The sequence below is a fragment of the Sphingobacterium sp. JUb20 genome (assembly GCF_004342035.1).
Taxonomy (GTDB): Bacteria; Bacteroidota; Bacteroidia; order Sphingobacteriales; family Sphingobacteriaceae; genus Sphingobacterium; species Sphingobacterium anhuiense.
This window is the reverse complement of the sequence record NZ_SLYV01000002.1, coordinates 210,957-234,152: the sequence shown is the minus strand read 5'-3', so window position 1 is coordinate 234,152 and position 23,196 is coordinate 210,957. Positions and strand designations below refer to the sequence as shown.

19 protein-coding genes and 1 pseudogene are annotated in these 23,196 nt (G+C 35.3%); 6 read left to right on the top strand and 14 right to left on the bottom strand.

What is annotated here, in order from left to right:
- Positions 1-129: 129 nt before the first annotated feature.
- A complete protein-coding gene (locus EDF66_RS04275) occupies positions 130-1,467 on the bottom strand; it encodes a sensor histidine kinase (protein ID WP_165902365.1) in 1,338 nt (445 codons plus the stop codon).
- 502 nt (positions 1,468-1,969) lie between these two features.
- On the opposite strand from EDF66_RS04275, the pseudogene EDF66_RS26570 reads away from it, so the two are divergent.
- A pseudogene (locus EDF66_RS26570) lies at positions 1,970-2,161 on the top strand (PH domain-containing protein); the annotation flags it as partial.
- Positions 2,162-2,225: 64 nt separating this feature from the next.
- On the opposite strand, the gene sufD reads toward EDF66_RS26570, so the two are convergent.
- The 3 genes from sufD to sufB form a co-directional block, all read right to left on the bottom strand.
- Positions 2,226-3,524 carry a Fe-S cluster assembly protein SufD gene (gene sufD, locus EDF66_RS04265; RefSeq protein WP_132840862.1) on the bottom strand — a complete coding sequence of 433 codons (1,299 nt, stop codon included), beginning with the start codon at positions 3,522-3,524 and terminating at the stop codon, positions 2,226-2,228.
- 58 nt (positions 3,525-3,582) lie between these two features.
- Positions 3,583-4,341, bottom strand: coding sequence for a Fe-S cluster assembly ATPase SufC (gene sufC, locus EDF66_RS04260; RefSeq protein ID WP_132840860.1), 759 nt, complete (start codon positions 4,339-4,341; stop codon positions 3,583-3,585).
- A gap of 70 nt (positions 4,342-4,411) precedes the next feature.
- Positions 4,412-5,863, bottom strand: a complete 1,452-nt coding sequence (sufB, locus tag EDF66_RS04255; protein WP_021192430.1) for a Fe-S cluster assembly protein SufB — start codon at positions 5,861-5,863, stop codon at positions 4,412-4,414.
- 342 nt (positions 5,864-6,205) lie between these two features.
- Between sufB and EDF66_RS04250 the strand changes: the two genes are divergently transcribed.
- Both EDF66_RS04250 and EDF66_RS04245 read left to right on the top strand, forming a co-directional pair.
- Positions 6,206-6,676 carry an Lrp/AsnC family transcriptional regulator gene (locus EDF66_RS04250; RefSeq protein WP_021192431.1) on the top strand — a complete coding sequence of 157 codons (471 nt, stop codon included), beginning with the start codon at positions 6,206-6,208 and terminating at the stop codon, positions 6,674-6,676.
- Positions 6,677-7,060: 384 nt separating this feature from the next.
- A complete protein-coding gene (locus tag EDF66_RS04245; RefSeq protein WP_132769449.1) occupies positions 7,061-8,140 on the top strand; it encodes a DUF6695 family protein in 1,080 nt (359 codons plus the stop codon).
- Between the two features lie 9 nt (positions 8,141-8,149).
- Here the strand turns inward: EDF66_RS04245 and ung are convergent, their stop codons facing one another.
- On the bottom strand, positions 8,150-8,824 hold the full coding sequence (gene ung, locus EDF66_RS04240; protein ID WP_132840859.1) for a uracil-DNA glycosylase: 675 nt from the start codon (positions 8,822-8,824) through the stop codon (positions 8,150-8,152).
- Between the two features lie 113 nt (positions 8,825-8,937).
- Between ung and EDF66_RS04235 the strand changes: the two genes are divergently transcribed.
- On the top strand, positions 8,938-9,477 hold the full coding sequence (locus EDF66_RS04235) for a tetratricopeptide repeat protein (RefSeq protein WP_021192435.1): 540 nt from the start codon (positions 8,938-8,940) through the stop codon (positions 9,475-9,477).
- A 32-nt stretch (positions 9,478-9,509) separates the two neighbouring features.
- Here the strand turns inward: EDF66_RS04235 and EDF66_RS04230 are convergent, their stop codons facing one another.
- The gene (locus tag EDF66_RS04230) at positions 9,510-10,064 is read right to left on the bottom strand and encodes a hypothetical protein (RefSeq protein ID WP_132840857.1); all 555 of its coding nucleotides are present in this window, start codon (positions 10,062-10,064) and stop codon (positions 9,510-9,512) included.
- Positions 10,065-10,130: 66 nt separating this feature from the next.
- Positions 10,131-10,610: a DUF4293 domain-containing protein gene (locus EDF66_RS04225; protein ID WP_021190063.1), complete on the bottom strand. Its 480-nt coding sequence runs from the start codon at positions 10,608-10,610 to the stop codon at positions 10,131-10,133.
- A gap of 267 nt (positions 10,611-10,877) precedes the next feature.
- On the opposite strand from EDF66_RS04225, the gene EDF66_RS04220 reads away from it, so the two are divergent.
- Positions 10,878-11,408: an acetyltransferase gene (locus tag EDF66_RS04220; RefSeq protein ID WP_132840855.1), complete on the top strand. Its 531-nt coding sequence runs from the start codon at positions 10,878-10,880 to the stop codon at positions 11,406-11,408.
- Between the two features lie 97 nt (positions 11,409-11,505).
- Here EDF66_RS04220 and EDF66_RS04215 read toward each other — a convergent pair whose 3' ends face one another.
- Both EDF66_RS04215 and truA read right to left on the bottom strand, forming a co-directional pair.
- Entirely contained in the window at positions 11,506-13,269 is a 1,764-nt protein-coding gene (locus EDF66_RS04215) for an ABC transporter ATP-binding protein (protein WP_132840854.1), read from the bottom strand.
- A 5-nt stretch (positions 13,270-13,274) separates the two neighbouring features.
- On the bottom strand, positions 13,275-14,036 hold the full coding sequence (gene truA / locus EDF66_RS04210; protein ID WP_183917590.1) for a tRNA pseudouridine(38-40) synthase TruA: 762 nt from the start codon (positions 14,034-14,036) through the stop codon (positions 13,275-13,277).
- Positions 14,037-14,256: 220 nt separating this feature from the next.
- On the opposite strand from truA, the gene EDF66_RS04205 reads away from it, so the two are divergent.
- Entirely contained in the window at positions 14,257-14,781 is a 525-nt protein-coding gene (locus EDF66_RS04205; RefSeq protein WP_132840850.1) for a hypothetical protein, read from the top strand.
- 209 nt (positions 14,782-14,990) lie between these two features.
- Here the strand turns inward: EDF66_RS04205 and EDF66_RS04200 are convergent, their stop codons facing one another.
- The 5 genes from EDF66_RS04200 to EDF66_RS04180 form a co-directional block, all read right to left on the bottom strand.
- Positions 14,991-15,359 carry a hypothetical protein gene (locus EDF66_RS04200; protein ID WP_132840848.1) on the bottom strand — a complete coding sequence of 123 codons (369 nt, stop codon included), beginning with the start codon at positions 15,357-15,359 and terminating at the stop codon, positions 14,991-14,993.
- A 435-nt stretch (positions 15,360-15,794) separates the two neighbouring features.
- Positions 15,795-17,132, bottom strand: a complete 1,338-nt coding sequence (locus tag EDF66_RS04195; protein ID WP_132840846.1) for a DUF5125 domain-containing protein — start codon at positions 17,130-17,132, stop codon at positions 15,795-15,797.
- 12 nt (positions 17,133-17,144) lie between these two features.
- Entirely contained in the window at positions 17,145-18,617 is a 1,473-nt protein-coding gene (locus tag EDF66_RS04190) for a glycoside hydrolase family 30 protein (RefSeq protein WP_132840845.1), read from the bottom strand.
- A gap of 39 nt (positions 18,618-18,656) precedes the next feature.
- Positions 18,657-20,180 (bottom strand): RagB/SusD family nutrient uptake outer membrane protein, encoded by a 1,524-nt coding sequence (locus EDF66_RS04185; RefSeq protein WP_132840843.1) that lies wholly within the window; start codon positions 20,178-20,180, stop codon positions 18,657-18,659.
- 10 nt (positions 20,181-20,190) lie between these two features.
- A complete protein-coding gene (locus EDF66_RS04180; RefSeq protein WP_243655986.1) occupies positions 20,191-23,136 on the bottom strand; it encodes a SusC/RagA family TonB-linked outer membrane protein in 2,946 nt (981 codons plus the stop codon).
- Between the last annotated feature and the right edge of the window lie 60 nt (positions 23,137-23,196).

The following is a 23,196-nucleotide window of genomic DNA, read 5'->3' as shown; positions in this document are numbered from 1 at the left end:
TAGGGTGGTGAAGATGCCAATATATTATGGTTCCAAAAAGCGAATCCGAGTGAAGGCGTGAATTTCAGGAGTGAATCCGCAGTTTTACTGGAAGAAATAGTCCAGTGCTCTAAAATTATTATTTTATCTTTATCGACTGTCAATATGGATGAATGGTAGATATACAGTAAAATCAGCATCATGATGTTGGATTTCAAACCCTTGTACCTGGTAAAAATCGTAAACATGTGCTATCATTTTGGTTCCATAACCTGCGGCGTCCATATCCGGTTTTTTGAACAATACAGTATTACGAACGACCAATCTTCCTTCCTGCTCTTCAATCGTAATTGATAATGGTTGCTCCTTACGAAGTTCATTGTGTTTGATGGCATTTTCAATTAAAATCTGCAAACTGAATTTCGGAATAAATAAAGATATGACCTCTGGAGTGACGTTGATTTTCAATGGACTTAAAGTATCTACAAAACGAATTTTTTGCATGAAAAAATATTCCTCTGCAAGTGCCAATTCTTCTCTTATCGTTGCTAGACCTGACTCATCGCCACTTAAAAACTTCCGGTATACTTTTGCCATCTTCCCAACAAAAACTTTTGCTTGAACCGGGTCTTTGCCAATTAATTGCTGTAGAGATCCCAAAGCATTAAACAGAAAATGTGGATCTACTTTCCGTTTCAAATTTTCAAAACGAAGCAACGCATCTTCTTTTTGATATTCCAGATTTTTTAACCGCAATCGCTTCGCCTTTCTATTTTGAATGTCAAGCAAAAACATAAAAAATAACATGGTAGCAATACCTATAGCACCTAGAAGGAATGTCTTGTTACTAATATCACGTACATCATCTTCTGTCAGCATCAATAGCACATTCACAAATAATCGATTATTTTCAAATGTTCCTTTGAATTTATATTCATCCAACAGAACTTCCATCAGAATATAGTCTGACATGACCAGATTATTTTTTACTGGATATTGCTTCCAGCTCTTTATTCTTTTTTTTCCTATTTGTTTTTCATCAGGATAAATCAAACATATTCCATTGGCATCATATACTTCAAAATATGCCCGGGTCCCTGGATTTCCAGCCCAAAAATAAGCGTTCAGTTTATGCAGATCTAGTGTCAGCTGAAGAACTCCCTCATCGGTTGGGACATAAACATGTAAATACATCCCTTTTTCACTTTTAATAAATTTTGTTTTTCTGAAATCTTCTGGTAATGCTGTACTCTCAATCACGGGATCGACGGCCTTCGGATCGACATACCATTCCAGACTTTTTGAAAAATTAAGACCATCAGATCTCCAATACGTGTAGGCAATGAGAAACTGTCGCACACTGTCTTGATCAATCAGTTTATTCATAAATTTTTGCTGTCCTTCATCAGCGGCAAGCCCAATCAAATGGAAAACACGATCAAAATCATCGAATTCTTTTTGGACTAATTGTGATTTCTCAAATGACATCTCTTTTAAAATCCTCTTGTTTAAAGTGTGTAACCTATGGTCAATGACTCGAAACATCAAGACGTAGATCGAAACTATCACAAATAGCGATAACCCTAAGATTATAAAGCGGTTATATTTAAAATATAATGAAGTTATATATTTATTCATCAACAAAAAGAAATTATTGCTTACCAAGCTTAAAAATTATATATGTAGCATTTAGAAAAAACACCTACTTATAGTAAAATGAAAAATTTACTATATTAACAAGTAACTGAACCAGAAAATACTTAATTATGAAGAGTTACAGCGCGAAAATTGGTAAAGGAGCCTACAGTTGATGACTTAGCATCATCACCTTACTTACTTTCAATTACTATGAAAATATCAATAAGGGATTTTTTCTAATTGCACTAATTTCAACTCTATTTCTCAGATTAATCTGGTACATTATTTTTATATTTCCGAAGTACCAGATTGCAGATCGTTCTCTACTACTCAGTAATTTTCTAGAAAAAAAGCCATCTCTATTGATGACATTAGAAAAATTGAGCGAAACCAAATCAGAGGAATTTACCCCATTTTAAATCCTTACCAAAAGGGTTTAATTATATATTTTAATAAATATGATGATGTTTTTATAAATCCACGTTCAACGGATTCATTTATTCGAGACTTATTAGAAATAAATCCAGATCTTGAAATTATTTAGAAATAAAAGCGTTTGAATTAGGGCTCAAACGCTTTTATTGTATTACAATAGATCGTATTATCTATTAACTGGATAAACTCTCTTCAACTAATTCTTCGACATATTGACGAACAACCTCATTCGAGAAACGAGTTGTTACATCAAATGCAAATGCATGTACTAATAAGATACGAGCGGCTTCTTCACCAATACCTCTAGCTCTTAGATAGAATAAGGCATCGTTATCAAATTGTCCAATCGTACATCCATGTGAACATTTCACATCATCAGCAAAAATTTCAAGTTGCGGCTTGGTATATACTGCAGATTTATCTGAAATCAACAAGTTATTATTTTGTTGAAATGCATTTGTTTTTTGAGCATCCTCACGTACGAAAATCTTACCATTAAAAACAGCTGCAGATTCTCCCTGCGTAATATTTTTATACCATTCGTAAGATTCACAATGTGGTTTCATATGATCCACTTCTGTGTGGTTATCAACCAACTGTTTATCATCTGTCAAGTTGATACCGTATAAGTGGCTTTCTACATTTTCAGCGTCAAGACGTACGTTGATATTATTTCTTATAAAAGCTGCTCCAGGAAAATTACAGTTATAGTTATTGTATAAGCTATATTTCTCTTGATATACTTCAGTATGATTGAAATAATTACTCGCAGATTCCGCTACTTGCAAATAATAATGTTGCATTTTAGCGTTTTCTTTGACAATGATCTCTGACACTTTATTTTGAATGTTTTTAGCGGCACCAGCAACAGTCATATAAGACTCGATAATCTCTGCTTCAGCATTTGCTTCCAGCACGATTAAATTACGTGTCTGTGAAAAGAAATCTTCTGTACCTGTCGCAACATGGATAATATGAATCGGCTTAGCTAATATGGTATTTTTTGCAAGTGCAATAAAAACACCATTGGTATAACCAGCTGTATTTAATGCTACGAAAGGATTACTAGTTTTGTCTGCATGTTGTGCAAAATGTGCTTGAAAAGCAGGTTCTTCTACAGCATCCTCCATCGTTTTCACAATGAGGCCTTTTTCTTCTTCTAAAGAGGAGAATGACAGCATATATTGACCATTAACCAACACGATGCGGTGTGCATCCAGATTTGGAATTTCACCGGCACTAAAATCTAATCCTTCAATATCCACATCCGAATTCAATACATATGATTGATCGATAAGCTTATGAATATTGGTATATTTCCATTCTTCGTCTTTCACCGTTGGAAAGCCAACTGCTGAGAAGCGATCAAAAGCTTGCTGACGTATTGCCGACAAAAAAGCAGGCTCTGCTACTTGCTCTTGAAAATTGCTCAACACTTGTTGAAGTAATGATTCTGAAACTAATGTATTCATTTTATATTTTAATCAAATCGCTAATTAACACCTCTATTCTTTCACAAGATTTGTGTAATTATGCGTTTTGTGCGTCTAATTCTTTTAACCAATCGTAACCTTTTTCTTCTAATTCTAAAGCTAATTCTTTAGGACCAGATTTTACAATACGTCCGTTGTATAATACGTGAACAACATCTGGCACGATATAATCTAAAAGACGTTGGTAATGCGTGATAACTACAAAAGCATTATCTTTAGAACGCAATTGATTAACACCATTTGCTACGATACGTAAAGCATCGATATCCAAACCTGAATCTGTTTCATCCAAAATAGATAATTTAGGATTTAACATGGCCAGCTGGAAGATCTCATTTCTTTTTTTCTCACCACCTGAGAATCCTTCATTCAATGAACGGTTAGCCAAGTTCGCAGAGAATTCTACCAACAGTTGCTTTTCTTTCACTGTTTTTAAGAATTCTTTTGCTTCCATTGGAGGCAGACCTTTATATGCACGAATATCGTTAACTGCTGTTTTCAAGAAGTTAATGTTCGATACTCCTGGTATTTCAATTGGATATTGGAAAGCTAAGAACAGCCCTTCACGAGCACGATCTTCTGGAGATAAATCCAATAGATCAACGTTGTCCAATAAAGCTTCACCTTCTGTCACTTCGTACGCATCACGACCAGCTAAAACATTTCCTAAAGTACTTTTACCAGCACCATTGGGACCCATGATTGCATGAATCTCACCTGCTTTTACTTCAAGATTTAAACCTTTTAAAATTTGTTTGCCGTCTACAGACGCGTGTAAATTTTTTATACTTAACATTTCTTTATTAGTATTGTGTATTGCGCATGGTACTTTCAACAAGTACTCTGGTTGCAACTATTTTTTTTATCTATCCTACTGAACCTTCTAACGAAATCGCCAACAACTTCTGTGCTTCAACAGCAAATTCCATCGGTAACTGGTTTAATACTTCCTTTGCGTAACCATTGACAATTAAGCCCACTGCCTTCTCCGAATCGATACCACGTTGATTTAGGTAAAAGACTTGATCTTCTCCTATTTTCGAAGTGGTAGCCTCATGTTCTAAAGTTGCTGTATTATTACGATTTTCGATATAAGGGAACGTATGTGCACCACAACGGTCTCCGATTAGTAAGGAGTCACATTGTGTAAAGTTTCTTGCGTTATCTGCATTTGGTCCGATTTTCACCAAACCTCTGTAACTGTTGTGGCTTTTGCCTGCAGAAATACCTTTAGAAATAATCTTTGATTTGGTGTTTTTCCCGATGTGAATCATCTTGGTACCTGTATCTGCGACTTGCATATTACGTGTCATTGCTACCGAATAAAATTCACCAACTGAATTATCGCCTTTTAAGATGACACCGGGATATTTCCATGTAATTGCTGACCCAGTTTCTACTTGTGTCCAGGAAATTTTGCTATTATCACCTTTACAAATACCACGTTTTGTAACGAAGTTGAAGATACCACCTTTACCGTCTTTATCACCAGGATACCAGTTTTGAACGGTAGAATATTTTATTTCAGCGTCTTTTTCTGCAATTAATTCGACTACTGCTGCGTGCAATTGATTTTCATCGCGCATAGGAGCTGTACAACCTTCTAAATAGGAGACATACGCGCCTTCTTCAGCAACAATTAATGTACGTTCAAATTGACCTGTATTTTGTGCATTGATACGGAAATAAGTAGACAATTCCATTGGGCAACGAACGCCTTTCGGAATATACACGAAAGATCCATCAGAGAATACTGCTGAATTTAATGCGGCGTAAATATTATCTGTTTGAGGAACAACTGATCCTAAATATTTTTTAACCAATTCAGGGTGCTCTTGAACAGCTTCTCCAAAAGAACAAAAGATAACACCTTGTTCTTTTAATTTTTCACGGAAAGTTGTTTTCACAGATACTGAATCAAATACAGCATCTACGGCAACTACACCTGCCAAAATTTTCTGCTCGTCCAAAGGAATTCCAAGCTTAGCGAATGTAGACAATAACTCAGGGTCTACTTCATCTAAACTGTTTAATTGCGGTTTTGCCTTTGGCGCCGCATAATAGGAAATGCCTTGAAAATCAACCTCTGGTGTTTCGAAATTTTGCCATTTCGGCATTTTTAAGGTCTGAAAATGACGGAATGCTTTTAATCTCCATTCCAATAACCATTCAGGCTCGTTTTTCTTAGCTGAAATAAAACGCACGGTGTCTTCTGTAAGACCAATCGGCGCAAATTCCATTTCGATGTCTGTTGTGAACCCGTATTTATATTCTTCGAGCTCCAGCTCTTTTAGTAAATCGTCGTCTTTAGTACTCATAGTTCGCTCTCACGGTTTAAAAAATTGCATTCAGGTAAAACCCACAATCTTCTGAACGACAAAGTTACGATTTACATGCCAATAAAACGTTACTTTTAGTAGTTTAAGCGCCCATTTTGATAAAAAAAGTGACGAATGTCACTTTTTACGCACTCTAAGCTTAACAGGTAGCTCTTTTTTTACAAACAAATGATTTACCATAATAAAAATCTATATCATATTGTCGAAAATATTGTTTTTGATTATACAAAAAATTAAAAATCAAAAACACACTACAACACCAAATTAAATTTGGAACAATTGTGTATATTTACAGAATATCACCAATAAAAATAGTTGAATATGCCATTTTTGCCAGATAAAACAGATTTAAAAATCCTAAAATTATTACAGGAGAACGGACGTATCACCAACCTGCAACTAGCTTCAAGCATCGGACTTTCGCCCGCTCCAACATTGGAACGAGTACGAAAACTTGAAAATTCAGGATTTATAAAGAGCTACCACGCATTTGTTGATGAAGAAAAATTAGGATTAGGAATTAAATCTTTCATACAAATATCGTTGGATTTTCATACACACAATGCTATCCCAGAATTTGTAGCAGCAGTTAAAATGATTCCCGAAGTAACTGAATGTCATCACGTAACAGGAAGCTGTGATTTCATGCTTAAAGTATATGTTAAGGATATTAAAGCATATGAAGCTGTAATTATGGAAAAAATAGCTAAGATTCCGTTTGTAAAAACTTTCCAGACCATGATGATAATGTCCACAAGTAAAAAAGAACCTATTATTCCTTTGGAATATTAATGAATAAATACATTGTCCATTTTGCTTCCTGCTGATGGGCAATGTTCTTCATCGTATATATACATCCCTATTTTGGATTACTTCCTTTATGATCTGCCTTAGGGATTTTCACTTTAGCGAAAAATCTGCTGTCCCACTTAAAAATCGGCTCGATTTTAGCACCAGTTATTTTGCTTTCCATTCATTACTTGACAACTACTATAATTGACATAACATATTCTTTCTAATATACTTGACTGATAAAAGTAGATTAAGGTTACGTGTTGATAATGAATTTATCATAAATAAAAGTGTGAAAAAATAGTTATTCATAATTACTATTTTTCGCATGTGGTAGCATTAGAGAAGGCAATAAATTATATTTATTATCTTTACAATACAGTTATGACAGATAGTATTACACCATATCCTGATTTTGCACTTATTCTTTCTTGGCCAGATGCCACAATAAGAGGTGATGAAAAATGGATGATGTTTTTCAAAAAAATAGGGATCGTTAAGAATTTAAATTTTAAGGTTGGACATACTGGTGTTGTTATCATTTCCTCAAAAACAGGCGATTTGTTTTATTATGATTTTGGCAGATATATCTCTCCACGAGGTTATGGACGAACAAGATCAAAAGAGTCAGACCCTCTTTTATCAATCAGTATCAAAGCGACGTTCAAAAATGGGGAGATTTCAAACTTAGAGGCTATCGTTGCTCATTTTGAAAATATGAAACCTGCTATGCAGGGAAGTGGTGAACTTTTCTTCTCTATCGTCAAAGGACTTAACTTTGACCATGCAAAAGCATTTGCAGATAAATGGGTACAGAAAGGTTCCTATCCATACGGAGCAGTGGCAAAAGGAAACAATAACTGCTCTCGTTTCATTACACGGCTACTGTTTGCTTCTTCACGCCAATTTTGCTGGTCCCATCCGATTAATTTTCCGGAAACTATTAAAGCTAGTCCGATCAGCAATATTGTGAATTCTGCTGAGAACAAAATGATTTATCGTTATTCTCCAGAATATGGATTGCAGAATTTCAGAATGTCTCGCGTTCAATCACTCTTATTCTTAATTAAAAAGCTAAGTGAAAACGTATACAGCAAACAGGCTGCTTTACTCCCTGAAGACATCAGTATCGGAAGCATGTTATCTAAACATAAACCGCTTCATATCCCTGAGAGTTCTCAATATCTCGGTGGCGTTGGTGAAGGAGCCTGGTTTGATCTATCGTTGCTTAGAAACAATCAGTTGCTGATACAGCGGTTTACCATAATCGGCACTTTTGAATATGCGATTATCGGTGAGATTGAAGAAAGAATAACGTGTTTACAAGATCTAAAAATAACTTATGACAGCCATCTTCAAATGACACATGTGCTTTATAAGCAACGAAAAATCAAAATAAATCATCTCCATCATATTTCTACTCAAGAACTGCAATCGTTACTCGCGGAAGTTATGACTGCTTGAGATGGATAACTAGATCAATTTCCAGTCAATCGGTTTTTCTCCATGTTGCTGTAAGAAGACATTTGTCTGAGAAAAATGCCTGCATCCGAAAAACCCACGATAAACAGATAAAGGTGATGGATGTACTGCTGTCAAAACCAAATGTTTCTGAGCGTTTATTAGGCTCGCCTTTTTCTGTGCATATGCACCCCACAATAAAAAGACTACAGCTTCTTTATTTTCTGAAATTGCCTGAATAACCTGATCTGTGAACTTTTCCCAACCTTTTTTCTGATGTGACCCTGCTTGATGTGCATTGACTGTAAGTGTAGCATTCAATAATAAAACTCCCTGCTTGGCCCAATACGATAAATCTCCTGATTTCGGAATTTTAAAGTCTAAAATATCTGTTTCCAATTCTTTAAAAATATTCTTTAAGGATGGCGGTAATGCAATGCCCTCTGGAACCGAAAATGCCAGACCGTGAGCTTGACCATCGTTGTGATAGGGATCTTGTCCCAAAATCACTACTTTAAGCGAATCAAAAGTGGTTAATCGAAATGCATTGAATACTAGATCTTGCGGAGGAAATACTTGTCCATTATCTCTTGCTTGTTGCACAAAAAAAGATAGATCAACCATATAAGACTGACCTAAAAGTGGGCCTAAAATCGGTTCCCAAGATTTATCAAAACGTTTTCCCATATTCTAAATATACAATTTTACAAAATAACAACTAAAACAAGTTGCTTTAGCGCACAATTTAACGGATATTTGCAAAATTAAACTCGATATACATTTACATTAAATATAGACTTATGTCAAATCTTGTAAGAATTATTATTAGCAGTGTGCTATTAATCGGAACAGTTGCTTTATTTTGGATTGGCCAATGGGGATGGGGTATTTTAGGAATATTCTTAACAATAATCGGATTTGTAACAGTTTTCTTCCATGAATATATGTTATTGGCGCAATGGTTTCTTCGCAAGCAAGATATGCCAAAAGCTGAAAAATGGTTAAATAAAATCACAAACTATGAAAAGCAGTTAATTCCGGCTCAATATGGCTATTACAATATGTTAATCGGCCTGATCGAATCGCAACGTGCTCCTATGCAAGCTGAGAAATATTTCAAAAAGGCATTGACATTAGGTCTTCATATGGATCACAATATTGCACTAGCAAAACTTAGTTTAGCAGGTATCGCAATGGCAAAACGTAATAAGCGTGAGGCAGAGAAATATTTACAGGAAGCTAAAAAAGCAGATAAGAGTAAATTATTGGCCGATCAAATCAAAATGATGAAAGATCAAATGGGTATGATGGATCGCCAACAAATTCGATACAGCAGATAAGTTATTAAATTTATATAGAAACGGCTGTTCAATTATAATTGAACAGCCGTTTCTATATAGTGACCTTCTTCTTCACTGTCTTCAAAGACAAGGATCAATTCTTTTGGTTTTTCTTTTCCCCAGTTTGCAACTTTTAGGGTCAACAATACAGGTTCATCCATTTTCATTAAATAGTTAATGTAGTTTTGCTTGTCCTCTAATTTTACCAGAATTTTCCCTAGACTTAACGTTCCGAATAGATATTTTCTCCCTTTTACATCAACCAATTGCGTACCATAAGTGTTTAATTTAAGTTCGCGTTCATTTCTGTTGTAAGAGGTAAGAAAAAGTTCAACGGTTGCAGTCTTTAATTTAGCGTCAATTTGGACGCTTTTAACATCAATTTGAATCTCATCTACTACTAATGGTTCCTTATCTATCTTATCGGACTGTGCATACACAAATTGGCCAAATAAGAGAAACATGCATATGATAACGAAGTCTTTTATTATTATTTTCATTGGAATATAAGCTGTTTTTAACGGCAGTAAAGTTAACATGAGCATATTCACTACTATTTGTGAACGATATGCAGATGCTGGTTTCATTTTTAAATATTAAAAAAAGCTATGTACTGAATACATAGCTTTCTATATTAAATCTTGTTTTTCTTATTAACGTAATCGATCTGCAGACTTAATCAATTTTTCATCTTTACGAATTGCTCCTAATGCTAAGGATAGAAAAATAATGGATATAGGCAATAAAAAGAAGCCGACACCAATTGTCCCTGCTCCTAAAAACTGGTTTACCGTTACTAAATGACCACTTGCACTTGCATATAACCATATGCCTAATAAAATGATCAATACAATATTCAGAAGAATCAATTTTATCTGAGTTTTGCGATTCTTAAATTTGAAGATGGTATATAGGGGTAACAGGCCCACTATTACCGTTGCAATGATCTGTAAGATATAATAAAAACCAGTTTCATGTGTTGGCAAACCAGCCGACGTTCCATAAATACCTGTTACTTTTACATCTTTTCCAAGGCCTACAAGATCATTATAATGAACATATGGAAACAGAAATAAGCCAAACAAAACAAGTCCGGCTACCAGCAAATAAATGGTTTGAATACGTTGAATCATTTTTTATATAAATTGATTGATGACAAACTTAGATAAATTTGATTGCAAACACAATATATTTCCGATACAAACAGCCTTTCGTAGCTGGAGATAAGATTGAAAATTGTCTTTGTTTGGGTTACAATCAAATGTGTTGCAATGTGATTATACTAGACTTAACGGTCACTTGTTCTATTATATTCGCGAACTGCTAATTTAAAAATAACACATTACATAACAATAACAATTAATTCCAGCTTTTGATTTGGTATTTTTTACTTTTGCGAGATGTTATATATTTATGGCGCTACAGCACACGCTAAAGTTGCTGTCGAAACTGCAGAAGAGCTTAAATTGGATATTGCAGGTCTTATTGATAAATCATTACTTATTACTGATGTCTTTGATTATCCGGTTGAACTTCACCAAGAGATAAATCAGGAAGAAGACATGGTATTTGTAGCTGTTCTCGATTCGGGATTACGACAAAGAATTGTTTCCGAAAACTGTTTTTGGAAATACTGTTCACTGATACATCCTAAAGCGCATGTCTCTAAAAGAGCGGATATCGGTAAAGGTACTCTTATTTTACCTGGAGCATCCATTGCTCCTGATGTTCAAATTGGTAACCATTGTGTTATTGGTAGCAATGCAGTGATTGCCAGCAATACTATTGTTGAAGATTTTGTTACAATTGGCCCTAATAGCAGTATTGGAAGTAATGTTTTAATTGGAAGTGGTTCTGAAATAAGTGCTAATATACATATCAGTGCGGAAGAGACAATCGAAAAAAACAGTTATATAATGTCTGTACAATAAGTGTCTTCTTTTGGTGATTTTTACACGAGGACGCAAAGTATCTATTACACAATAAGACCAAAGTAAGGAAAGCTTCCCTGACTTTGGTCTTACTTTTTTAAATTCCTGCAGAATGGAATTGCAGATCATACAATTTTTTATAATAGCCATCGATATTTAATAACTCATGGTGTGTACCAACTTCCATGATCTCACCCTTTTCTAAGACAATGATCTTATTTGCTTTTTGAATTGTCGATAATCGATGCGCAATCACAATTGCTGTTCTTCCCACCATCAAATTATCAATCGCATGTTGAATAAGTTCTTCTGTTTCCGTATCGACAGATGAAGTTGCTTCATCCAATACCAAAATTCGTGGATCATGTACTAAAGCTCTTATAAAAGAAATCAGTTGTGCTTGTCCTGACGATAGTGTAGCCCCTCTTTCCTGCACTTGATAGTCGTACCCACCTGGTAATCTCATAATAAAATCATGTGCCCCGACTTGTTTCGCTGCAGAAATGATGGATTCGCGTGTAATATGTTCGTCGTGCAAATCTATATTATGTAAGATAGAATCTGAAAATAAGAAAACATCCTGAAGTACTGTTGCAATTGTTTTCCGTAGAAAATTCAATTCATACTCCCTAATATCAATACCATCAAGTAAAATCTGACCTTTATTAATTTCATAGAACCGGCTCAGAATATTGATAGTAGATGATTTTCCTGCTCCTGTAGCTCCAACTAATGCCAAAGTTTCTCCAGGTGCTACTTTAAAACTAACATCACGTAAAACCCAATTTTCATCGTTATAAGCGAACCATACATTTTTAAATTCGATTTCTCCACGGATATGATTTGGTGTCAAATTGCCGTCATTAGGTGTATGTTCGTCGGTATCTAAGACTTCAAAAATACGCTCTGCACTCACCATACCCATCTGTAGGGTATTGAATTTATCGATTAGCTCGCGAATAGGGCGAAAGATCATATTGATATACATGATAAAAGCGACCACTACCCCTGCTGAGATGACATCACCTAAAATCTGCTTGGCTCCAAACCACACCAATAAACCCAAAGAAATAGCCATGATAATCTCCAAAACTGGAAAAAATATTGAAAAATACCAATTGGCACGAATATGAGCATTCCGATGGTGCCCATTGATATCTTTAAATTTATTCATCTCCTGTTCTTCACGGGCAAAATACTTGATAATGCCCATTCCAGAGATATGCTCCTGTAGAAAGGTATTTAAATTGGAAACCCACTTCCGAACATCCTGAAAAGCGGATTTCATAGCCTCTTTAAATATATAAGTGGCTGCTATCATCAGTGGCATCGGCACGAGAACAATCAAGGTCAATTTCCAGTCGGTATAAAACATGACCCCGAGTATAACTACGAGCTGCAATAGATCACCAATAATTTGGATCAACCCTTCAGAAAAAATATTGGAGATGGTTTCCAGATCTGAGATGGTTCGTGTTATCAACTTTCCTAATGGCGTCTGATCGAAATATTTTAATCTAAGCTTGGTGATATGATTAAAAACTTCAATACGGATGTCACGAATTACCGATTGTCCAAGCGTATTGGTCATAAGGGTATGATAGTAGCGGACCAATGTTTGTACAATAAGCAATACAATCATCAGAATAAACATCAAACTAAGTCCCGATGTATTAAACTGTAATATATATTTATCCAGAGTATATTGGATTAATATAGGCAGTGCTGGCGCAACCGCTGCTAATAAGATGGTCAATACCACGGAGATCCAGAATATGTTTCCGTAAGGTTTCATATACTTAACCATCCGACGTAACAGATTGACGTCATATGTTTTTCCTACTATTTTCTCTTGACTCACTTTTTCTATTTTACAGGGTAAGGGTAGGCCACTTCAGTCAAATACAAACCCTGAGCCGGTACAGATGTACCAGCCATTGAACGATTTTGACTAGCAATGACTTCTTCCATAAATGAAATTGGTTTACCTTTTATTCCGATCTCTAACAGGGTCCCAACAACAGCTCGTACCATATTACGTAAGAATCGATCTGCTGTAATGTGAAAAACAAGTTTCGCTTCACTTTCCCATATCCATTCGGCTCTCGATACCGTGCAGATATTGGTAAAAACTTGTGTATTAGATTTGCTAAAACAACTAAAATCTTGTTTTCCTAACAAAAATTCAGCCGCTTTATTCATCTTTTCTACATCGGGAATATCTCTTAAAAATGAAGAGTATGCATATATAAAAGGATCTTTTTCGAAATGAAGATGATATTCATATGAGCGACGCACCGCATCAAAACGGGCATGGGCATCTTGATGAACAGGTAAAACAGATTTAACTGCAATATCATGAGGTAATAAACCATTCAAAGCATGTAGAAAACGATCTGGATTTGCTAATATTCCAGTGGAATCTGCATCAAAATGAACAAATAATTGTTTGGCATGAACACCGGTATCAGTTCTACCTGCTCCAATCGTTTCTGTTGGCACACGCAATAGAATTGCTAAAGCATCATTCAATCGCTCTTGAACAGAAATTGCATTATTTTGAACCTGCCAGCCATGGTAATTTTTCCCAAAATAAGCTACTTCTATAAAAAATCTACTTTTCTCCATTTTCAAGGACAAAGGTATGAATTAGCAAGAAGATACAAGAATAATGATACGATAGAACTGTCTGAATAAATTCATAATAGCAATGGCAGTTTACAATTTAAGACGAAAATGGGCCTCCTATATATCAAGGTTTTAAAAGAAATAAAAAAAAGTGTAACGTTTAGAATTTTCTCTTACTTACTGTATAATAATTAAACAATAACAATTTAAAACCAAAAATATGGAAACGTTAAGCATCATTCAATCTATCAAATCAAAAATGAAAATGGAATTTTCGGCACAAGTTCTGGCTATGTTCTTACTTGCTTTTTTGCCGACTTATTTTGGATTTACTAAAGAACTAGCATTGATATACTATTTCTTTTATAGTATTTTGTTCATTTTTACCAGCTATTACTTCAGCCGGTTTTATTTTTTTTATAAAATATGTAATACCATCAATGTTCAAAATATTCAAGATGTAAGATCTTTCTATCATGAGCTACGATTAGAACTAGCAAATTATAAAAGCTTTCATTACATCACTACATTTATCGCATCGGGGTTTGGCATTTTATATTGTTATTTTAATAAGGTAAGCATTATTCCAGCCCTAAATAAAATGGAATTATTATTCCCTGGTCAAGTAAACTTATTTATCGTTTGTCTTGTTTTTGTATTAATTTTATTTATTCTGACAGAATCTGCTGTTAGTTGGTCATACCGCAAACAATTGAAAGACCTAAAGTCCTATATCACGGCATAAAAATGTTCTTCTTCTCACAAAATATGAACTCGAATAAATAGAAATCGGAATTTACATCTGTAAATATGAGAACAACTTAGGAAATAAGATTGGGAATGCATTCTATCACATTCCCAATTTTTAGTATATCTTTAAATCAATCCAAATTATTTAGTCAATGCAACCCGTAAAGCATCTGATTATTCCTCTCTATTATTAAAGAGTAGATTTTATCTGTATGCCATTGCTTTTTGTGCTGCATAAACTCTTTTTAGATCCAGAGGAAATTTCCTATATAAATCCTCCCATTGTGGCGGTGTACAGCTTTTTTTCATACTGTCAAAAGAACGCACAAATAAGTTTTCAATAATAAACCGCACATAATCATTTCCACGTTTATGAAGCCAGCCCATCACTTTTATACGTTCACCTATTTTTTGTATTTGTCCATTTGTTAGTTGTGACTTTAAAAAATTTACGACTGCCTGAAGAATCCCTGCGAAATTTTTATGATTGGACAACTGACGTATTTCATTATTTATTTCTTTATAATGAGCAGTTATATAATCTGTAGCTATATTTTCATTAATTGTATCCATTCCTTTTTTATTTATATCTTCTTGTTAAATTTCTTAAAAAATCATCTTGTCAACATATAAAAAACGATCAAAACCCTTAGAATATTGATCAGTTTCTACATATTTTTGTCACTGTTTTGTTATATGATTCCAACAATCACTTTCAAAGCAATCATTATCTAACCAAAAACTTCTTATTCACTAAAAGCACTTTCTCTTTTTGCTATTGATACACGAAATTTGTGCCAAATAATCGTAACAGACCGAACAAATAATAAAACAACAGTTTAAGTGAATTATAAAAAAATCAAAAGACTGTATATCAATATCAAAATGATCGGCTACTATCAAAATGATAGGTTTTTTTTACCCTATCGTGATTTTTAACTTACCTATTCAATAAAAAAGCCTTTACTCAATTATGAGTAAAGGCTTACATCTACTTCTTTAATATGTTTATTTTTTCACGACTGTCAGAATAGCTTTGCTATTACCCTGACTCAAATCTACCGTCAAAATATAGCTAGTTCCTAAAGCAAGAGATTTACCAGAAACTATGCCTAAATTACCCGAATCCCTGCCATTATTGCCGTCACCAATAAAAATCATATCATTATCTGTACTGATACTTGTTGCTCCAAACTCGCCCCCCCAATCCTTTTGATGGAAAAATTTGAAGTTGATATTACTTGCATGAATGGATTCTCCGGCCTTCAAGGTAATCTGATATTTTTTGTTTCCGATCGGCATCATGCACAAAGCCTTCTCTGGGCTCCAACCGACTTGGTTAGTTGCAATGCCGGGCTTACCAATACCTTCTCCAATGATCCAGATAGCTCCTGTACCATCGGCTTTCAGTGATGCCAGATTTGCTCCATCCATGCTTTCTACAAGAAAATACTTCAATTTAAAATCTACCGTTATACGATACTTTCCATTAATACCGTTAAAATTGATGGATCCATCTGACTTTTGTGTGAAATAATCCGGATCAATCCACCAGTTTTTCACATCGTCGATACCATCAAATGTAACCTGTTCACCATTTTTCAGCTCCAACTCTCCTTTAAAATGATCATCATCCATGCGACTTAATAAATTACCATTCAAATAAATATTTATGAATGGCGATGCTTCATAAGTCAGGGTATTAAACTTTATGCTATATACACCGGAAGTTAAATTGGTAAAAGGAATTTCGGTCATAGATCCAATTTCAACAGTATTGTTGACACAACCAAAATTCATTGGATTTCCTTGCTCACCTACTTTTGGAGCCTGGATATAACCCTTTACTGAAGATGGAAAACTTTCTGTAACCGCATATTCATTAGTCCCTATTTTCTCCATCTTATAGGATTTAGACTCTGTTACTAAATTCAAATAAGGAAAATCTGGTCTAGTCAAATCAATTTCATAAGACTGTTCAGTCATTTTCTGACTAATATTCTGTAGAATAAATTTTAACGTTGCCTTACCATTTGGCACATTCTTATAGAAGGGTATAAAGATTTTTCCAGAATAGTCTCCATTTTCCTTTGTTCGTATAGTGGTTTCCGACACTTGGTCATCTGTAAAAAACAACTGTACTTTTACAGTCGATAAAGCAATCTCTTGATCCGAAGCATGTACTTGAAATACTAAACTGTCTCCAAAGTGAGCTGCTGAAATATCTGATTTCACTTCCAATTTGGGCTCACCTATTTGATACACATATTTTTCATCCTTTTTACAGGAATACAGCGCCGCAACTGCGACAGTTCCAAATAGGAAATTTAAAATAGGTCTTTTCATATTTTTTAGATTTTAATTGGCCCAACGATAAGAAACTACTGATTTAGCCGGCACCTCATAGCTGAAATGATTTTTTGAATCACTTATTGTAATCTTTCTATTTTCTTCGGCATCATTCAGCAATACAATTGCATAAGACCCATCTTTATTTTGAAATGCAGTGTACACTAGCCCCTCTGCTGTATATCCTTTCGCTCCAATACGCACTGCACCAGATTTTACGACTGAAGAAAGGTGTCCTACAATGTAGTAGTGCGAATTGCGTGTGATATTCTTAAAATTAGATTTACTGATATCAACAGCACCATAACAGGTCTGGCATCCCCCTTCACGATTTGGTCCTTTATCGGTGTCTAACATCAGATTCCAAACTATAACTGCCCGGCTCCAATTATTGACCGTTCCTAACGCTACTTCACGCATATCTTCCATTAATCTCTTTTCAAGATTTCGACCTTCATTCCACTCTCCAATAGATGTTTCTGTAAAGACCAGTTCTTTATCTGGACGTTGGTTATGAATATCCAATAATTCAGCTTTGTCACCGCCATAATTGTGAAATGCGGCTCCAGCTATATAAGAAGCAGCGCCTGCATCGTTATAAATTTTCACAGGATAGTCATTTTGATCAGCAATATTATCATAGTTGTAATTATGATCGAAGGCATAGATTTTAGTTTCTAACGCAGCTGCTTTCAATTGCGGACCTAATGCTTGTTTAATAAAAGCCTGTTGTTCTTGCCAGGTCATGTACAACGAAGCCGAATTACCACGGTTTAAAGGTTCGTTTTGAACTGTAATCGAAGATACCGTGATGCCTTCTTTTTTCATTGCCTGCAACCACTGCACAAAATACCATCCATAGTCTTGGTAATGCTTAGGGTTCAACTGACCACTCGTCCAAGAATCGAAAGGTTTCAAATCTGTCAAATTATTTACTTTCATCCATTTGGGCGGTGTCCATGGAGAACCCATGATTTTGATTGATGGATTGATTGCCAGTATTTCTTTTAGCACAGGTAGGATATATTGCTTCTCTTCGAACTGCAAGGCAAAATTTTCTTTCCCTTCTTTATCCCAACAGGTGTACTCACTTAAAGAGAAATCAGAACATCCAATAGCAATTCTTATATAATTCATTCCCATACCTTTTTCATCTGAAAAAGTTTCTGTTAAAAACTTGGTACGATCTTCTTTACTCATCTTCATTAAGTTATAACAAGTAGATCCTGTAATAGCGGCACCAAAACCGTCCATCGTTTGAAACTTTTGGTTCGGATCTAATGTGATCGTGTTTGGTGACATATTAAATTTCGTGCTGAAATCTATAAATCCTTTTGTAAAATCTTGGGAACGTGTATTGGTTGTTGTATAAATCGTTACATCGCCTTTGTCTTTTATGTTATCTGAAGCTGAAGGTTTATAGCTATCTCGGTTACATGATGTTGCCGTAATTAAACAGGACAACAGGAGTGTATATATCATAGTGTTATTATTTTTGCGTTTCATAAAATTTTTAATTAATTAGTACCCTAGATTTTGCACTAAATTTGGATTCTGATCGATCTTTGCTTGTGGAATCGGCAGGCGATATGAATACTGATTAAACGGATAGACCTGAGATTTGCGTCCTGAATCCTTCGCATATACCGCATTCATTACAGACTCGACTCGATCTAACCTTACTAAATCAAACCAACGCTGTCCTTCAAAAGCTAATTCTAAACGTCGCTCTTTCAATAATGCATCCAACATACGATCTTTAGCAACACGTATGGAATTATCTAATTTCGGAAGTTTTACTCTTTCTCTAACACGATCTATTATATCTGCAGCAGCAGTTAAGTTGGGACTTGCTTGCATAATCAACGCTTCGGCTTTTAGTAATAATAAATCGGCGTATCTTAGTTTCACCATACTACTCATCGACGATCTCAATTTGAACATAAAGGGATAATGGGATGCCGGATAGTAATTACTCCATTTGGCTACATAATACACGATTGACTGATCCATCCTTATTTTATCACCTTCATTTTGATAGGTCTGAATTAAATCTCGAGATGGTGTGATCCATTTGGCCCATGTAAAGCTATTTTCATAATTAGAAAGATCACGACCAAACATCCAAGTTGCCCAATTACCCGCTCCAGGTATAAATTGTGCTTCTAAAATTGACTCACGCGTATTACGCTGTATTAAATCTGTATTACCAGCATTCATGGCATAGATATCGGCATAATTAGTATTCAATTCGAAGCCATCTGCTGTAAGTGCATCTACATATTGGATTACTTTTGCATAGTCTCGAATCGGTTTTTCAGCATAAATTTTAGCTAACATAGCTTTTGCGACAGATTTTGTAAACCTTGTTTTATCCGTTGCTGATCCATTAGGTGCATCAGCTAATGCTTCCACTAAATCTTTTTCAATTTGACGATATGCTTCTTCTTCTGTGCTTTGAAATGGGAAATATTGCGGATATACTTCTTCAATATTTTCAGCTGTAATATCTGCAGCTTGCGTCGTGATAACCGGAATAGATCCGAAAATTCTTACCATATCAAACATTGCTAATGCACGAAAGATTTTAGCTTGTGCTTTATATGATTTAATATCTGTATCATTTACAGATTTATCTGCTACACTATCGATATTAATAATTAAACGGTTAGCACGCGCTATATCTTCTAAATAACGACCCCAATCCCGGTCAACAACAGAGTTGGATCCTTCAATGGAATTGTTCTCAAAGGGCAATACTTCTGCTCCGGTTGTACCTGCATATGCATTGTCGGCATGCGATTCGGAGATGAGTAATAAATCAACATACCAATGTTCTTGTCTGTCGCGCATCTGTTGATAAATACCCGTTAAAAAATTGTCCACTTCACTCTTGTTCTTAAAAACAATCTGAGTTCCCGATTCGGTTTTTCCTTGACTATCATCTGAATAACCGTCCAATGGATCCCTGTTCAAAGAACAAGAAGAGGCTAAAATAGATATTATAAACAAGTTGAAAAATAATTTTATAGCTATTGTTTTCATGATTATTCCATTAAAATTCGACATTTACCCCAACTACAAATGATCTACTTTGCGGATAAGTTCCCCAATCTATCCCCTGTACACGTCCAGAGTTTCCATATTGGTTTACTTCAGGATCCATACCAGAATATTTGGTCCAAGTCAACAAATTACTAGCAGATAAATATGGTTGTATTTTTTGAATACCGATTCTTTTCAATCGTTCTGGAGCAATTGAATAACCAAATGAAATATTTTTCAATCTCAAATAACTTCCATCTTCTACAAAATAAGTCGAGTTTTTCATATCAAATCCTGCTTTAGGTACATGGGTTATCTGTCCTGGCACACGCCAACGGTCTAACACCACTGTGGATTGATTGCGACCATCATACATTCCCTCTGTTTCCATACGGCTTGCATTAAAGATATCATTGCCATATGTTCCTTGAATAAATATGCTTAGATCAAAGTTTTTCCAAGAGAAACTATTAGTCATACCATATGTAAATTTGGGGTTCGGATCACCAATATAGGTTCTATCTGAAGATGATATTTTTTGATCACCATTCAAATCACGATACATCAATTGACCAGTCTCTGGATTAACTCCATCGCTGATATAACCGAAGAAACCTCCCAAAGCACGTCCGGGTTGGTTTCGAACTGCATAATCATGCACATTGTCGTTGGTCATTGCATCGTTATAAAGCTTATTTAACACGAGTTTATCCAGACGATTTTTATTAAATGAGATATTAAAATCAGTTCCCCATGTAAAAGTTCCAATTAAATTTTTCGAACCTACAGTTAGTTCAAACCCTTTATTGGTCATTTCGCCTTCATTACGCTTGATCACGTTTGCGGCTGCCGAACCTGTCGGAAGGGAAACTTCCATCAACATATTTGTTGTTTTCTTATGATAATAATCTAAAGTCAAGCTTATCCTATTCTGAAAGGCCGCAACATCCACGCCTACGTTGGATTGTGTAGTCGTTTCCCAAGTTAAATCCGTTGCTCTTAATGTATTCGATTGGGTAATATTAGGTACAGCATGTTCTTGTCCGACCTTAAACCATTCGATCCGCTCTATTCCGTTGAATGCGAGATAAGAATAATCGCCAAGGCCTGACTGGTTTCCCGTTTGTCCCCAGCCTCCTCTAACCTTTAAGTCATTGATCCATTCGACATCTTTCAAGAAATCTTCTGATGAAAGTCTCCATGCTGCTGATAAAGAAGGAAAATAACCCCAACGATCGTCTGGATTTAATTTGGAAGATCCGTCAGCACGCATATTAGCCGTTAACAGGTATTTACCATCATAGTTATACATAGCTCTTGCGAAATAAGACATGATGCCCCAGTTAGAGGCTCCAGATCCTGTACCATTCCAAGAAATCATATTTGCTGCATTCAAAGTTTGTATAAGGCCATTTGCATAATGTGATCCATTGATATAGCTATTTGTATACTTTGAATCGGTCCATGATGAACCGGCCATTGCTTCGAGATTGTGCTTTCCAAATCGTTTATTATAGGTCAAAACATTATCCCATGTCAATACCGTATTCATATTACGGATATCTGATGCTTCACCATATTGATTTCTACCCCATGTGGTTGTTAAAGGATCTAGAAAGGTTGTCAATACGCCATTCCTTCTATCTAAAGTAAATGAAGATTTAAAATTTAGATCAGGATTAAATGTGATCAAGGCACTACCTGATGCTAAGATCCGATTTTCGCGGTTGTTGTTATATTTTGTTCTTGCGAGGTTTTCAATAGGACTGGTAATGTTGTTAATCCCATAGAAATTATTGTAATAACGATCTGGAGCTGTTGGATCCCATACTGGAGCATATGTTGGGGTTGTAATCACAGCTGTAACTACTCCGCCTCTATTGGAACCTAAACCTGAAGTAATACCATTATCATTATAATCGGAATAGGTGACATTTGCATTAACTTTTAACCATTTACGGACTTGATTATCGATATTTGCTTTAAAATTATAGCGTTTGAAAAACGAACCTTTTAATGTTCCTTTATCATCTGTAAATCCTCCAGAAAGATAATATCTTAATTTTTCTGTACCGTCTGAAATTGTTAGTTGATAGTTCTGTTGAACCCCTGTTTTATAGGTTTCCTTAAACCAATCTGTTTGATCTGTCAATCCAGCAGGTAAATTAACCATTCCAATTTCATTCTGAAGATCTCGATATTGCGCGGTGTTTAGCACATTGACGGTGTTATTCACAATATTGGATGTAAGTTGCGCACCAAATGTAATTTTTCCTTCGCCAACTTTCCCGGTTTTAGTCGTTATTAAAACTACACCATTAGCGGCTCTTGAACCATAAATAGCTGCAGAAGATGCATCTTTCAGAATCTGAATATCGGTCACATCATTGGGCGACAGAAATTTGATATTATCTACCGGTACACCATCGACAACATAAAGCGGATCATTACTCCCATTGAAAGAAGTTGTTCCTCGTACACGAATGTTCATCTGACCTCCTGGTGCACCATTCGGCTGTATTACCGCAACTCCTGCAGCTTTTCCTTGAATTGCTTGACCGACATTGACAATTGGTCTTTTTTCAAGATCTTTTGTTGATACCGATGAGATTGCTGTGGTTACATCTTTTCGTTTTACGCTACCGTACCCAATCACAACCACATCTTCCAGTACATTGGCAGAAGAGCTTAACTGTACTGTCAGATTACTGGAATTGACCACCACTTCCTTTCCATCATAACCAACGTAGGTAAATAACAAAGTTGTTCCGGATGGAACCGAGATTTGAAAGCGTCCATCTTCTTGAGAAGATACGCCATTGACTGTTCCTTTTTGAACAATTGTAACTCCTCCTAGTGGCTTTTGATCTTGGACATCAAGTACACGTCCACTGATCTGTATTTTATCCTGAGCGACGGATGTACCCACTATCGCAAAGAAATAAATTACCCACATAAAAAGAGTTGCTTTCTTAGTAAAGAAAATCATAAGCATTTATAAAATGGTTTCAATAAT